The organism is Flavobacterium sp. LM4 (genome assembly GCF_002017935.1).
Taxonomy (GTDB): Bacteria; Bacteroidota; Bacteroidia; order Flavobacteriales; family Flavobacteriaceae; genus Flavobacterium; species Flavobacterium chungangense.
The window spans coordinates 55,326-69,035 of the sequence record NZ_MUFW01000004.1 but is presented as its reverse complement, the minus strand read 5'-3'; the positions used below and the strand labels follow the sequence as shown (position 1 = coordinate 69,035).

The window sequence follows — 13,710 nt, the reverse complement described above, 5'->3', positions numbered from 1 at the left end:
CTAACATTTTACAAATAACATTTAACTTTTTAAAAAATGAACTTATTCAACGTATACCCATTATACGATATCACTCCGGTAAAAGCAATTGATTGTACAATTATTGATGACAAAGGAGTAGAATATTTAGACCTATATAGCGGACATGGTGTAATTTCCATCGGACATACACAGCCGGATTATGTAGCAAAACTTAAAAATCAATTAGATCATTTAGGCTTTTATTCGAATGCAATTCAGAATCCTCTGCAGGTTGAATTGGCACAGAAATTAGGAAAACTTTCAGGATTAGAAGATTATGAATTGTTTTTGTGCAGTTCCGGAGCTGAAGCAAACGAAAATGCTTTAAAATTAGCTTCTTTCCATAACGGAAAATCAAGAGTTGTGGCTTTTCATAATTCTTTCCACGGAAGAACTTCTGCAGCAGTTGCCGTTACAGATAATAAAAAGATCGTTGCACCAATAAATGCACAGCAGGAAGTTACATTTTTACCTTTAAACCAAATCGAATTGGTTGAAGCTGAATTAGTAAAAGGTGATGTTACAGCAGTAATTATCGAAGGAATTCAGGGAGTTGGAGGTTTAGACCAGGGAACAACTGATTTTTTTCAGTCTTTAGAAAAAGCATGTAAAAAACATGATGTTGTTTTAATTTTAGACGAAGTGCAATCCGGATACGGAAGAAGCGGGAAATTCTTCGCTTTCCAACACCACGGAATTAACGCTGATATTATTTCAGTTGCAAAAGGAATGGGGAACGGTTTCCCGGTTGGAGCAATTTTAATTTCTCCAAAATTCGAAGCAAGTTTCGGATTACTAGGAACTACTTTCGGTGGAAGCCACTTGTCTTGTGCAGCAGGAATCGCAGTTCTGGATGTAATCGAAAAATTAGATTTACAAAAGAACGTAAATGAAGTTTATGAATATTTCTTAGAAAAAATCAAAGAAGTAGACGGAATTAAACAAGTAAAAGGAAAAGGCTTAATGCTTGGTGTTGAGTTTGATTTTGACGTAGCAGCATTGAGAAAAAAATTAATTATAGAAAAACACATTTTTACAGGAAGCGCAAACAACAAAAATTTATTGAGAATATTACCGCCTTTAACAGTGAAAAAAGGGGATATCGATACGTTTGTGAAAGCTTTAAAAGAAAGTTTAGAAGAGCTTAAAAATTAATTGTCATTGGCTAAATATTAATAACAATGAATACAATACTTCCAATCGAAAAAAGGAATGCTGTTTTAACTACAATGGCGAGTTTATTAGAGCAGGAAAGAGAAGCACTTAAAAGCATCAACCAACAGGATTTAGCCAATTATTCGGGCGAAGATCTGGCAATGGAAAAGCGTTTGCTGGTAGATGATGCTAAAGTAAATGCTATGATTCTTTCCCTGCAGCAATTAGCGAGTCAGGAAGATCCGGTAGGGCAGGTTCGTTTTACTTTCACCCATGAAAACGGAATGAAAATCAGCAATAAAACAGCTGCTTTTGGAACTATTTTAATTATATATGAATCTCGTCCGGATGTAACTGTAGAAGCGGGAGGGATTGCATTTAAATCGGGAAATAAAATTCTTTTGAAAGGCGGTAAAGAATCCTTGCTTTCGAATCAGAAAATTGTAAGTCTTTGGCATCAGGCATTGGAAAATAATGGCGTTTCAACTGATTGGGTTGAATACTTGAATTATGATAGGGCTCAGACACAGGAATTTCTTGAAAAACCAACACAAAAAGTAGATTTAATTGTACCTCGAGGTGGTGAAAAACTGATTGAATTTACCAAAAAACATGCTACTTGTCCTGTAATTGTAAGTGGACGCGGAAATAATTTTGTGTATGTAAACTCAGATGCCGATTTAGAAAAAGCAATGGCGATTATCATTAACGGAAAAACATCAAATATATCAGTTTGCAATGCTTTGGATAAAGTATTGATTGATACGAATTTGCCAAATTGGGAAGTATTTGCTAAACAATTAGTGACTGAACTGGAAAAATTCAAAGTTACTGTTTTAGGAGATGAGGCTTTTGCAAAAGCAACAGGAGTTCCTGCTATTGAAAATGAATTGATTTGGTATGAAGAGTTTTTAGATTATAAAATTGTAATCGGAACGATAAATTCAAATCACGAAGCAATTGCCAAAATCAATAAATATTGCGGAGGTCATTCGGCTTCCATCATTACTGAAAGTGAAGCTTTGGCACAGGAATTTATGGATAATGTTGATGCTTCATCTGTGTACCATAATGCTTCGACCCGTTTTACGGATGGTGGACAGTTCGGTCTTGGTGGCGAATTAGCAATCAGTACCGATAAATTGCATCAGAGAGGACCAATTGGTTTACAGCATCTGGTTACCAATAAATGGTATGTGTACGGAGAAGGACAGATTAGATAGTTAGACTTTCTTAGATTGTTAGACTTCTTAGAATTTTAGATTGATGATTAACGATTTTTTGATTTTAGATTATTGGAATTTATTTAAAGATTTAGCTTGCGAACTTAGCGTTTTGTAAACGCAAACAACATTAAAAACCTTGCGCCCTTTGCGGTTAAAAAACAAGACATGGCTAAAAAACGGATTTTATTAAAAATAGGAAGTAATACCTTAACCAAAGAAACCAATCATATTTCGAGAGGAAAGATTGAAGATCTTGGAATACAGATTGCTGCTTTAAACGACGAATATGAATTCATCATAGTGAGCTCCGGGGCAATTGCGGCGGCAAAGCAATTTGTAAAGCTGGATAACCAGGATAAAGATGTTTTCGTAAAACAGGCATTGGCATCTATTGGACAGCCACATTTAATGCGGATTTACAATGAAAATTTTAAGGATTTAGGATTAAATACCTCGCAGTGTTTGCTTTCTTATTCTGATTTCGAAAAAGAGCAGACCAAAAAGAACATTGTAAACACAATTAATGTATTGGTTAGAAACAATTACATTCCGATTATCAATGAAAATGATACTGTAGCAACAGATGAGATTCGGTTTGGAGATAACGACAAATTAGCAGCTTTAACGGCTGTTCTTTTAGATGTTGACATTCTGATAATTGCAACCAATACAAACGGGATTTATACGAAAGATTCAATTTGCAATGAAAATCCGGAAACAATTTCTTTAGTAAATGACCTGAAATCGCTCGAAAAAGAAATCGGAGATTCAAAATCATCACACGGAACAGGAGGGATGCAGTCTAAAATAGAAGCTGCAGGAATTGCAAAAGCGGCCAATATTGAAACCTGGATAGTCAACGGACTAAATGATAATTTTATTTTAAAAGCACTAAAGGATGAAATTCCATTTACTAAAATAATCTAATGAGTCAATTAGAAAATTAGTTAATTAGATAATGCACAATTATCCAATTTTCTAATTATCACATTATCTAAATTAATTTTAAAAAAAATGAACTACATTTCAATAAAAGATATCGACTCATTATCAAAATGGGTTAAAAGCGCGATCAAAATTAAAAAGAATCCGCTTAAGAACAAGAAATTAGGAAAGAATAAAACTTTAATAATGTTGTTTTTCAACTCTAGTCTGAGAACTCGTTTAAGTACACAAAAAGCGGCCATAAATTTAGGAATGAATGTTATGGTGATGAACTTTGGCAGTGAAGGCTGGACGTTGGAGTTTGAAGATGGAGCCGTAATGAATTCAGGTGCTTCAGAACACATTAAAGAAGCTGCTGAAGTAGTTTCTCAATATGGTGATATCATCGCCATCCGTGCTTTTGCAGGTCTGGTTGACAAAGAAAAAGATTATGCAGAAACTGTGATTTCAGGATTTTTAAAACATGCTACGGTACCAATCGTAAATATGGAAAGTGCTGTGCGTCATCCATTACAGTCATTGGCAGATGCGATTACGATGGAAGAATACAAAACGAAACACAAACCAAAAGTAGTACTTTCGTGGGCTCCGCATCCAAGAGCTTTGCCTCAGGCTGTTGCTAATTCATTTGTAGAAATGATGCAAATGCAAAAAGATATGGATTTTGTCATTACACATCCTGAAGGTTATGAATTAAGTCCGGAAATTACAAAAGATAGTAAAATCGAATACGATCAAAACAAAGCTTTCGAAAATGCTGATTTTGTTTACGTAAAAAACTGGAGTAATTTCAATGACTACGGAAAAGTAACCAACAGTGACCCAAACTGGACAGTTACAGCTGAAAAAATGGCTTTGACCAACAACGGAAAATTCATGCACTGTCTTCCGGTTCGTCGTAACGTAATTGTTAGCGATGAAGTAATCGATAGTGAAAATTCTATTGTAATTGAACAGGCAAACAATAGAACGTATTCTGCGCAATTAGTGTTACAGAAAATTTTGAAGAAATTGTAAAAAAAAAGCTTCTAAGATTCTGAGGTGCTAAGCTGCTAAGTATTTCAGAATCTAAAAAAAACTTAGCAGCTTAGAATCTTATGCAAGTATCAGTAATCAAAATAGGTGGAAACATCATTGACAATCCAACGGAATTAGAACAATTTTTAACTGATTTTTCTAAAATTGAAGGATATAAAGTTCTAGTGCACGGCGGTGGAAAATCGGCTACAAAAATGGCACAGAGTATTGGTCTGGTTCCGCAAATGATTGACGGACGCCGAATTACAGATGCTCCAATGCTGGATGTTGTGGTCATGATTTACGCGGGTCAGATCAACAAGCACATTGTGGCACAACTACAGGCAAAAGACAATAATGCTATCGGTTTTTCAGGAGCTGACGGAAATTTAATTCAATCTGTAAAAAGAAATCACCCAACTATCGATTACGGGTTTGTTGGTGATGTAAAACAAGTAAATACAAAATTACTGGCAACTCTGTTAGAAGCTGGAGTTGTACCGGTTTTCTGTGCGATTACACACGATAAAAAAGGTCAGTTATTAAACACAAATGCTGATACCATTGCAAGTGAATTATCAATCGCATTATCTGAAGTTTTTGATGTAACACTAATATATTGTTTTGAAAAACAAGGAGTTTTACAAGATTCAGAAGACGATTCGTCTGTAATTACAGAAATCAACGAAACATTATACAACAAACTAAAAGAAGAAAAAGTAATCCATTCTGGAATGATTCCGAAACTGGATAACTGTTTCAATAGTTTATCACGAGGTGTTCAGAAAATTAAAATTGGGCATCACAGAATGCTTCAAAATTCAGATCTTCTGCATACAACCATTACTTTATAAAAGAAAAAGTTGCTAAGTTTCAAAGAAACCAAGACTTTTGCAGTCTTAGAATTTCAGAATTTTAGCATCTCATTACCTAATTAAAATGAAAAATAAAGAAACGCTTACTCAGGAAGCAATTGATTTATTAAGAAGTCTGATTGAAACCCCTTCATTTTCAAGTGAAGAAGATCAAACGGCTCTTTTAATAGAAAATTGGTTCAGTCAAAATGAGATTCCTTTTAAAAGAGAAAATAACAATGTGTGGGCTTTCAATAAATATTTTGACGAAAACAAACCAACACTTTTATTAAATTCTCATCATGATACTGTAAGGCCAAATCAGGCTTACACCAACGATCCGTTCAAAGCAATCGAAAAAGACGGTAAACTATTCGGATTAGGAAGTAATGATGCCGGAGGCTGTCTGGTTTCGTTATTGGCAACGTTTGTACATTTTTACGAAAACCAAAATTTATCACATAATATCGTTATTGTTGCTTCGGCAGAAGAGGAAAGCAGTGGGAAAAATGGTTTAAACAGTGTTTTAAAACATTTACCGGAACTGGATTGCGCAATTGTTGGTGAACCAACTTTAATGCAATTAGCTGTTGCAGAGAAAGGCCTTTTAGTTTTAGATGTAAAAGTAAAAGGAACCGCAAGCCACGCTGCACATCAAAACGATGATAACGCTTTATACAAATCAATTCCGGTAATGGAATGGTTTAAAAACTATAAATTCGACAAAATCTCAGACGTTTTAGGTCCGGTAAAAATGACGGTAACCCAGATCAACGCAGGGAAACAGCATAATGTAGTGCCTTCAGAATGTGATTTGGTAGTTGATATACGTGTGAACGACTGTTACACCAATTCTGAAATTTTAGAGGTTGTTACTGATAATGTAAATGCCGAAGTGAAACCAAGATCCATGCATTTGAACGCATCGTCTATTCCAATTGATCACGGCTTAGTTCAGGCCGGAATCGCTTTAGGAAGAACAACTTATGGATCTCCAACGCTTTCTGATCAGTCAGTTTTAAGCTGTCAGTCCTTGAAATTAGGACCAGGAGAAACGTTACGTTCACATTCAGCAGACGAATTTATTTTTGTAAATGAAATTGAAGAAGGAGTCGATTTGTATATCAAAATACTAACCGATTTCTTTAAATTATAAAATTATTCAGGAGCTATTCCCGCTATCCGTTACAATCTTTTTCTGTCTAAAGAAGCCAGAAAAAGGATTTCCACTACTATCGGGGCTAGGAATATTATCAATATAAACAATGACATTAGAAATAAGTTAGAAAATAACTTCAAAGATTCGACAAAGAGAATAATCTAAGAAGTCTAATAATCTAACTATCTAAGAAGTCTAAAAAATCTAAGTTATGAAACTTTGGGAAAAAGGAATACCAACAGATAAGCAAATCGAGCAATTTACAGTAGGAAACGATCGTGAATTAGATCTGGTTTTAGCAAAATACGATGCTTTAGGTTCAATTGCACACGCCAAAATGTTAGGTCAGATTGGTTTACTGACTCAGGAAGAAACTACTTCTTTAGTTGATGCATTAAATGAAATCATCGCTGATGTCGTTGTTGGAAATTTCGAAATCGAAGACAGTTTTGAAGATGTACACTCTAAAATCGAGTATTTATTAACGGTAAAACTAGGTGATGCAGGAAAAAAAATCCACACCGCGCGTTCCCGTAACGATCAGGTTTTAGTAGATGTTCATTTATATTTGAAAGATGAATTAAAAGCGATAAAAGAGCAGGTAAAAACACTTTTTGATTTGCTAATGGAATCAGCAGAAAAGCATCAAAATGTATTATTACCGGGATATACGCATTTGCAAATCGCAATGCCATCGTCATTCGGAATGTGGTTTTCGGCTTACGCAGAAAGCTTAATCGATGATGTAACCATGCTAAATGCAGCTTCAAAAATTGTAGATCAGAATCCGTTAGGATCTGCTGCAGGTTACGGAAGTTCATTCCCAATCAACAGAACCTTTACAACCCACGAATTAGGTTTTGAAACCTTAAAATACAATGCCGTTGCAGCTCAGATGAGCCGTGGAAAAGCAGAAAAAACAGTTGCTTTTGCCATGACAAGTGTTGCAGGAACGTTATCAAAATTCGCCATGGACGTTTGTTTGTATATGAGCCAGAACTTTGATTTTATTGGTCTTCCGGCGCATCTTACAACGGGTTCGAGTATCATGCCTCACAAGAAAAATCCGGATGTTTTCGAATTAATCAGAGGAAAATGCAATAAGATTCAGGCACTTCCATACGAAATCACTTTAATTACCAATAATCTGCCAAGTGGTTATCACAGGGATTTACAGCTTTTAAAAGAAGGTTTGTTTCCTGCGATTCAAAACCTGAAAGCATGTCTGGATATTGCTATCTTTTCAATAAAAGACATTACCGTAAAAGATCATATTTTAGAAGATAAAAAATATGATTATTTGTTTACAGTAGACACTTTAAACGAAATGGTAGTTGCTGGAATGCCTTTTAGAGATGCCTACAAAGCAGTTGCTGAACAGTTAGAAGCAGGAACTTACAAATCTCCAAGAGAAACAAAGCATACTCATGAGGGAAGTATTAATAATTTGTGTTTAGCGAATATAAAAGACAAAATGAGTGCAGCATTTTAAATCTTATCTTGAAAAAATTGCAAAACCGATTTGGCATCCATACAAATCGGTTTTTTTGATCATAGAGATTATTTTTTAAGAAATTTCGACCTAAAATATATTAAATTTGAAGTGTAGTTAATAGTATTAAATATGAGAAAATTTGAAGAAGAACAAACTCAAAATCTTTTTGAGAAAAAGTTCATCACGGAAGAACAATTGAACCAAATAAAAAATTATCGAAGTTTAGATGTTTTTTCATTAAATGCAGAGTTGAAAATGTTTCTGTATATATCTGTTTTACTTTTTACCTCTGGTGTCGGAATTTTAATTTATAAAAATATTGATACAATTGGGCATGTTGCAATTTTATCTTTATTGTTAATCGTTGCCATTGTCAGTTTTTATTTTTGTTTTAAAAATTCAAAAGGTTTTCAAAAGTCAGAAACTATTTTTGATAATCCGGTTTTAGATTATTTAGTACTTGTTGCCAATATTCTAACCTGCATTTTTATTGGTTATTTGCAATTTCAATATGATTTTTTTGGAACAAATTATGGTCTGGCAACTTTGATTCCTACCATTATCAGTTTCTTTTGTGCTTATTATTTTGATAATAAAAGTGTTCTAACTATTGCTATTACTGGTTTAGCGGCTTATGTCGGTTTTTCTGTGACACCACAGGATTTACTTGATAATGACTTTTATTCTAATGAAAATTTAAGTTATTCGGCAATCATGTTAGGGTTGTTGTTAATTTTTTGGACAATCTACAGTACCAGAACTGCTCTTAAAATTCACTTTAATTTAATTTTTCAAACATTTGCACTGCATATAATTAGTATTGCATTAATTAATAATTTATTAAAATGGTATTCGGATATTTGGTTGCTTGTTATGATTCCAATAGCGTTTTCATCTTTCTATTTTTACAAAGTCAGTTTATCATTAAAGGCAATTTTAATATATGTTTTTATGATTATTTATGCTTTTATCGGAGTATCAATTTTTCTTTTCAGAATTATAGATATTATGGAAGCGAACAGGATGGATGATTTTATTTTGTTTACATCTCCCATTTATATAACAGTTTCGATACTATTATTTATCAAATTAATTAAGGATTTTAATAAGAGAATAGCACAATGATAGTATATGATAAAGCATTATTAGAGAATCTGCAATTACATGAACAGGCTGATTCTTTACTTAAAGGAGGTTTTATAAATAAAGCTCAAAAAAGTTTAATAGAAAAAGAGCTGCCATCTTTTAAAATTCATAATAATATTTTAATCCGCATAGGATTTTTGCTTTTAGGGATATTGCTGTATTTTTCTATCGGGGGTGCTATTTCAATTGTTGGATATAATAATTCACCCAGCGATTATCTTGATATGTGTTGTTATATTTTTGCTATCGTAGGATTGGCAGGCTGTGAATTTTTGGCAAGAAATAATTATTACAGAAACGGTTTAGACGAGGCTTTTGTTTTTGGAACAATATTAAATGCAGGTATAGCGGTTGGAGTTTCTACAGATGGAAATAATTTTTTAGCTGTTTCAATAACTGTAGCAATAGTTTCGCTTATTTTGTTTTTGCGTTATTTGCATTTGTTATCTGTTCTGGTTTTCTATTTGGCATTAACACTAACGATAGGCTATGCAATAATTGATTTTAGAGAATCAGCAAAAATGATTTTACCATTTCTTATGATGCTTTTTAGTATTGGAACTTATTATTTTTGTCAAAATCTTATAAATAATCTAAGAATTACTTTCTATAATAATGGGATTCTTTTGGTAAAAAGTACAAGTTTAGTACTGTTATATTTTTCAGGAAATTATTATGTTGTACGTGAATTTTCGGCTCTTTTAATAGAAAATTATTATGGTGAAAGTCTTGAAATTCCACTTGCTTGGTTCTTTTGGATTTTTACATTTATAGTTCCTGCTTTATATTTGTTTTTTGCACTCAAAAGCAAAGAAAGAATTTTATTGTGGATTGGTCTATTTTGCCTTTGTTTTTCATTTTTCACATTTCGAACTTATCACCATGTTTTGCCTCCTGAAGTTACTTTAACATTAGGCGGGCTAATTTTATTTGCTATTGCTTACTTCTCAATACGAAAACTTAAAAATAAAGAAGCTGGTATTACCTTTAGACCAGACAGAATATCAAATCCAAATACTTTTTTGAATGCAGAAGCATTAATAATCGCCTCAACATTCGGAATGAAACCTGAAGTAAAACCATCTGAATCCCCAATGGAATTTGGTGGTGGAGATTTTAGTGGAGGTGGATCAGGAGGAAGTTTTTAATACTTTCGATAGGTAAAAGAAATAAAAAAAAACAGCGGTAAATTTAAGTTTACCGCTGTTTTTAAATTGTAATTTAGTAACTATAATTGTTCCTTATGACTTATAAAATTAACTTTTTAAAATTTTAAAAGTTTTTACTTTATTTCCAATTTGCACTTTGCAGATATAAATTCCTCTGGTAATATTTGCAATGTTTAATTCTAATTTTTCGCTACCTGTAACGTTTTTAGAAGTCGTATAAACTTTAGACCCATTAGGAGAGAAAATTTCTACAGTGGCTTTACCATTATCAATACTTGAAAATTCAATATTTAAAACATTATCAATTACTGTTGGATAATATTTAATGTCTAAATTAACTACATTATCATTAACACCTAAATTTGTATCACAACTTGAAGAAATTACACCTGTTGCCGTAACCTGAAGTGTAGCTCCTGCGCCACAATTTGCATTTGGTACATAAGTGGCTACATCTGCTACAGGAAGTACCGTATAGTTATAAGAAGGTTTTGTAGGTGCCGTTCCGTAGTTCAGACCAGTAACAGCTGTAGAAGTTGTTCCTTTGATACAATTATCGAATATTAACGCTGCAGTTCCTGAACCTTCGGTGACTGGGCTCGAAATAGTCGCTATTTGTTCAAAATTAGAATTCTCTACATAACAAGTAGATCCGCTGTTACCAGCACCTAGACCAATAGCCTTTGCACTTCCCACACTAGTTTTGTAATAACAATTCAGTATATGTAATTCGGCATTTCTTGCTCTAGGCATTCTTTCTTTACAACCTTCTGCCCAATAACAGTTTTTTAACGTAACACTAAATCTCCCGTCAGCAGGGAAATCTGTTATACTAGATCCTATCAAATCTGTAAAACGGTGATCAGCAGAACCTCCAGAACCTCCAGCTGTTGGAGCTTTCAGGTAAGTAAATTTACACCATGACACAGTCGTATTGTCAGCACTACCTTTGATATCAAAATTACCGTCCATTCCGTCTTGAAATTCACAGTGATCAACCCATACATTAGTACCTTCGTTAGTAAGATTATCACGTCCATCAACATCATATGCTCCAGGTCCTTCAAAAATTAAATTTCTGATTATGACATTATTTGAAGCAGGTTTTATATATAGTATTCCAGAATTTGCTGCTGATGTAGTAGAATTACCAACTGTAATTTGGAGATTTCTAAGTTTTGCTCCTGGCAATCCAATAATAGTTTTATTATTTAATAATACGCTGGTATAAGTACAGTCAATTACTCCATTTACTAAAATAACCGAACTGGTAGTTGCAGTTGAATTAAGAGCATTTTTTAAATCTGTATAATTTGAAACTGTTACAGTATTAGAAGCAGTTGGAGTTCCACCTCCTGTAGCTGCAGCACCAAAACCTTCAGGAGCAGACATATAATAGTTTTGTCCAAACATAGTGGATAAACCTAGCAGGAAAAAGAGAAGGGGTAATGTTTTTTTCATTTTAAAAATTAATTTAGTTGTTTTAAAATTTTACTACAAAGTGGTTAATGTAATCGATTGCACAAATTTAATTTATTAAAATTTAAAACAAATAATTTTATATAATAATTATAATTTTTTAATTGAGTTTTAAGTGAATGCATGCTTTAATTGTGTATTTATAAGAATAAATTAATTTTTATTACATTTTTTTTTAAAACCTGAAAATTCAACAAGAGTTTTTACTTATATAATAGGTTTTGATGTAGTAGAATTCAAAGTTTTTGTCTGAAAAATCTATATGCATTAAAAAAAATCCTCAAATTTAAATTTGAGGATCATAAGTTGAAATTTATTTTTTTAGACTTTTCCTAAAGTATATAATTGTTCCATAGTAGGCGATAAGCTTCCTCCTTCAGGCTCCAGAGTAATACCAAATGCTTCTGCATAAACAGTTTGATTTACTGCAAATATCTTTTGAGAATTACTCTCAAAATTACTTAACAAACCAATACTTGTTGGGGTTAAAGTAGGACTTAATTTAAGTGCCCAGACCTGATACACTTTTCCTTTGGGAGGTTTTGGAAGACCGGCGGCATCAATGTAGGTTGTTTTGGTTTCTTTGTTCCAATACACTTTTGCAAATGATGTTGGAGAAACAGCCTGGCCTCCAAGCGTAACATTGGTATTTTTAATGTCCCTGACAATCGTTAAGCTTTTTTCTGTTTTCTTATTTTCCTGGTCTAAGTAAGCAAATTCTCTTTCAATTTTGTTTTTTTCATTTCCAATGGTAGTAATAGCACCTTTTGTTTTGGTTAGTTCTAAAGTTTGATAACCTAATCCCAATAGCAATAATACTGCAGCAGCCCAGCCTATGTACTGAGTTCTGTTTGATGCGGGTTTGAAATCGACAATTTTGCCGTGTTTCAGTTCTAAACGGGCTTTTATATTCTCAAAATTTGCAACCGAATGAAAGGGAGAAAAACTCGATGATAATGCCAAGATAGCTTTTTCTATCGAAAGAATCTCCTGTTCAATTTCGGGATTGTTTTTTGCCATTTCGGCTACTTCCAGGTTTTCAGATTCGGTTACTAAACCATAAACATATAGTTCTAAAATTCCTGATTCTATATATTCTTTTGCTTCCATTATATTTTTAAATAATTACGTAAATCGTTAATACAGTTTCTGTTTTGTGTTTTGATAGTTCCTAAAGGCATTGTGAGTTCATCTGAAGCTTCTTGCTGGGTATATCCCTTAAAGAATAACAAATCGATAATCTCGATACATTTTGGCTTTAATTTTTTTACAAATTCCTGAATTCCAATAGTGTCAATTTTGTTAGTCAGTTTATTACTGTCGTCTAACAGATGTACGAAATTATCTGAGGAAAGGTTTTTTTGACTGTTATTAAAATTCTTAGATCGCAATTTATCAATAGAAGTATTTCGGGCAATATTAAGTATCCAGGTATAAAAACGTCCTTTGCCTTCATTATATGAATCAATATTTTTCCAGATTTTTACAAAAACTTCCTGTAAAACATCTTCAGCTTCCTCTCTGTTTTTTATTAAAACATTGATGACCGAAAACAAACTTTTGGAATACATATCATACAAGTGGGTAAAAGCCCTTTCATCTTTCTTGTAGATTAAAACTAATAATTCTTCCTGACTCATAAATTTAGATTTAAGTTTTAACAAAATTTAATTTACTTTTTTTGTATCTAAAGATAAAGATAATTTATTTTTTACTTTATTTTTTATTTTTTTATCCTTTCAACCATCAGTGAAATAAGATATTGTGAAAAAAAAATGATTTTTTCAGTCTTTTTTAAAACCATAGATAATCATCTTACGTATATGCTATTATAACATAAAAGTTAATATTTATTTATAATAGCAAAAATGAAATGTTTTTTCGAAATCACGTTTTAAGGGGGAGAAAATAAATTCTACATTTTTATGAAATAAAATAAATTTCTTGTAAAATGTAATGGTTGATGACTTCGGTCTTCAAGTTCAAAATTTATAATAATATAAAACACTTTTAACAATCAGGATTTATTATTTAAAATACCACA

Annotated in this window: 12 protein-coding genes; 9 read left to right on the top strand and 3 right to left on the bottom strand. The window is 32.7% G+C overall.

Features of this window, described 5'->3' with window-relative positions; genetic code table 11:
* The first annotated feature begins 36 nt into the window (after window positions 1-36).
* From BXU10_RS20160 to BXU10_RS20120, 9 genes are all read left to right on the top strand, one after another.
* Window positions 37-1,176 (top strand): aspartate aminotransferase family protein, encoded by a 1,140-nt coding sequence (locus BXU10_RS20160; protein WP_078229310.1) that lies wholly within the window; start codon window positions 37-39, stop codon window positions 1,174-1,176.
* A gap of 26 nt (window positions 1,177-1,202) precedes the next feature.
* On the top strand, window positions 1,203-2,399 hold the full coding sequence (locus BXU10_RS20155; RefSeq protein WP_078229309.1) for a glutamate-5-semialdehyde dehydrogenase: 1,197 nt from the start codon (window positions 1,203-1,205) through the stop codon (window positions 2,397-2,399).
* A 168-nt stretch (window positions 2,400-2,567) separates the two neighbouring features.
* Complete coding sequence (gene proB / locus BXU10_RS20150) at window positions 2,568-3,329, top strand: glutamate 5-kinase (protein ID WP_078229308.1); 762 nt, start codon at window positions 2,568-2,570, stop codon at window positions 3,327-3,329.
* A gap of 87 nt (window positions 3,330-3,416) precedes the next feature.
* Window positions 3,417-4,364 (top strand): N-acetylornithine carbamoyltransferase, encoded by a 948-nt coding sequence (locus BXU10_RS20145; RefSeq protein ID WP_078229307.1) that lies wholly within the window; start codon window positions 3,417-3,419, stop codon window positions 4,362-4,364.
* A gap of 80 nt (window positions 4,365-4,444) precedes the next feature.
* A complete protein-coding gene (argB, locus tag BXU10_RS20140; RefSeq protein ID WP_078229306.1) occupies window positions 4,445-5,218 on the top strand; it encodes an acetylglutamate kinase in 774 nt (257 codons plus the stop codon).
* Window positions 5,219-5,303: 85 nt separating this feature from the next.
* A complete protein-coding gene (locus BXU10_RS20135; RefSeq protein WP_078229305.1) occupies window positions 5,304-6,374 on the top strand; it encodes a M20 family metallo-hydrolase in 1,071 nt (356 codons plus the stop codon).
* 214 nt (window positions 6,375-6,588) lie between these two features.
* On the top strand, window positions 6,589-7,869 hold the full coding sequence (gene argH, locus BXU10_RS20130) for an argininosuccinate lyase (RefSeq protein ID WP_078229304.1): 1,281 nt from the start codon (window positions 6,589-6,591) through the stop codon (window positions 7,867-7,869).
* 132 nt (window positions 7,870-8,001) lie between these two features.
* Window positions 8,002-8,997, top strand: a complete 996-nt coding sequence (locus BXU10_RS20125) for a DUF2157 domain-containing protein (RefSeq protein WP_078229303.1) — start codon at window positions 8,002-8,004, stop codon at window positions 8,995-8,997.
* On the top strand, window positions 8,994-10,166 hold the full coding sequence (locus tag BXU10_RS20120) for a hypothetical protein (protein ID WP_078229302.1): 1,173 nt from the start codon (window positions 8,994-8,996) through the stop codon (window positions 10,164-10,166). The genes BXU10_RS20125 and BXU10_RS20120 overlap by 4 nt, the downstream gene beginning before the upstream one ends.
* A 108-nt stretch (window positions 10,167-10,274) precedes the next feature.
* On the opposite strand, the gene BXU10_RS20115 is transcribed toward BXU10_RS20120, so the two are convergent.
* The 3 genes from BXU10_RS20115 to BXU10_RS20105 all read right to left on the bottom strand — a co-directional run bounded on the left by BXU10_RS20115 (window position 10,275) and on the right by BXU10_RS20105 (window position 13,306).
* A complete protein-coding gene (locus BXU10_RS20115; RefSeq protein ID WP_078229301.1) occupies window positions 10,275-11,648 on the bottom strand; it encodes a T9SS type A sorting domain-containing protein in 1,374 nt (457 codons plus the stop codon).
* 339 nt (window positions 11,649-11,987) lie between these two features.
* A complete protein-coding gene (locus tag BXU10_RS20110) occupies window positions 11,988-12,776 on the bottom strand; it encodes an anti-sigma factor domain-containing protein (protein WP_078229300.1) in 789 nt (262 codons plus the stop codon).
* A complete protein-coding gene (locus BXU10_RS20105) occupies window positions 12,776-13,306 on the bottom strand; it encodes an RNA polymerase sigma factor (RefSeq protein ID WP_078229299.1) in 531 nt (176 codons plus the stop codon). Before BXU10_RS20105 ends, BXU10_RS20110 begins: the two co-directional genes overlap by 1 nt.
* Window positions 13,307-13,710: the final 404 nt, after the last annotated feature.

What these genes read in the sequence shown, in the direction of transcription:
- BXU10_RS20120 (WP_078229302.1), top strand. Translation starts at nt 8,994, where the DNA reads ATGATAGTATATGATAAAGCATTATTAGAGAATCTGCAATTACATGAA.
- BXU10_RS20110 (WP_078229300.1), bottom strand. Translation starts at nt 12,776, where the DNA reads ATGGAAGCAAAAGAATATATAGAATCAGGAATTTTAGAACTATATGTT.
- BXU10_RS20115 (WP_078229301.1), bottom strand. Translation starts at nt 11,648, where the DNA reads ATGAAAAAAACATTACCCCTTCTCTTTTTCCTGCTAGGTTTATCCACT.
- proB (WP_078229308.1), top strand. Translation starts at nt 2,568, where the DNA reads ATGGCTAAAAAACGGATTTTATTAAAAATAGGAAGTAATACCTTAACC.
- BXU10_RS20125 (WP_078229303.1), top strand. Translation starts at nt 8,002, where the DNA reads ATGAGAAAATTTGAAGAAGAACAAACTCAAAATCTTTTTGAGAAAAAG.
- argH (WP_078229304.1), top strand. Translation starts at nt 6,589, where the DNA reads ATGAAACTTTGGGAAAAAGGAATACCAACAGATAAGCAAATCGAGCAA.
- argB (WP_078229306.1), top strand. Translation starts at nt 4,445, where the DNA reads ATGCAAGTATCAGTAATCAAAATAGGTGGAAACATCATTGACAATCCA.
- BXU10_RS20155 (WP_078229309.1), top strand. Translation starts at nt 1,203, where the DNA reads ATGAATACAATACTTCCAATCGAAAAAAGGAATGCTGTTTTAACTACA.
- BXU10_RS20160 (WP_078229310.1), top strand. Translation starts at nt 37, where the DNA reads ATGAACTTATTCAACGTATACCCATTATACGATATCACTCCGGTAAAA.
- BXU10_RS20145 (WP_078229307.1), top strand. Translation starts at nt 3,417, where the DNA reads ATGAACTACATTTCAATAAAAGATATCGACTCATTATCAAAATGGGTT.
- BXU10_RS20135 (WP_078229305.1), top strand. Translation starts at nt 5,304, where the DNA reads ATGAAAAATAAAGAAACGCTTACTCAGGAAGCAATTGATTTATTAAGA.
- BXU10_RS20105 (WP_078229299.1), bottom strand. Translation starts at nt 13,306, where the DNA reads ATGAGTCAGGAAGAATTATTAGTTTTAATCTACAAGAAAGATGAAAGG.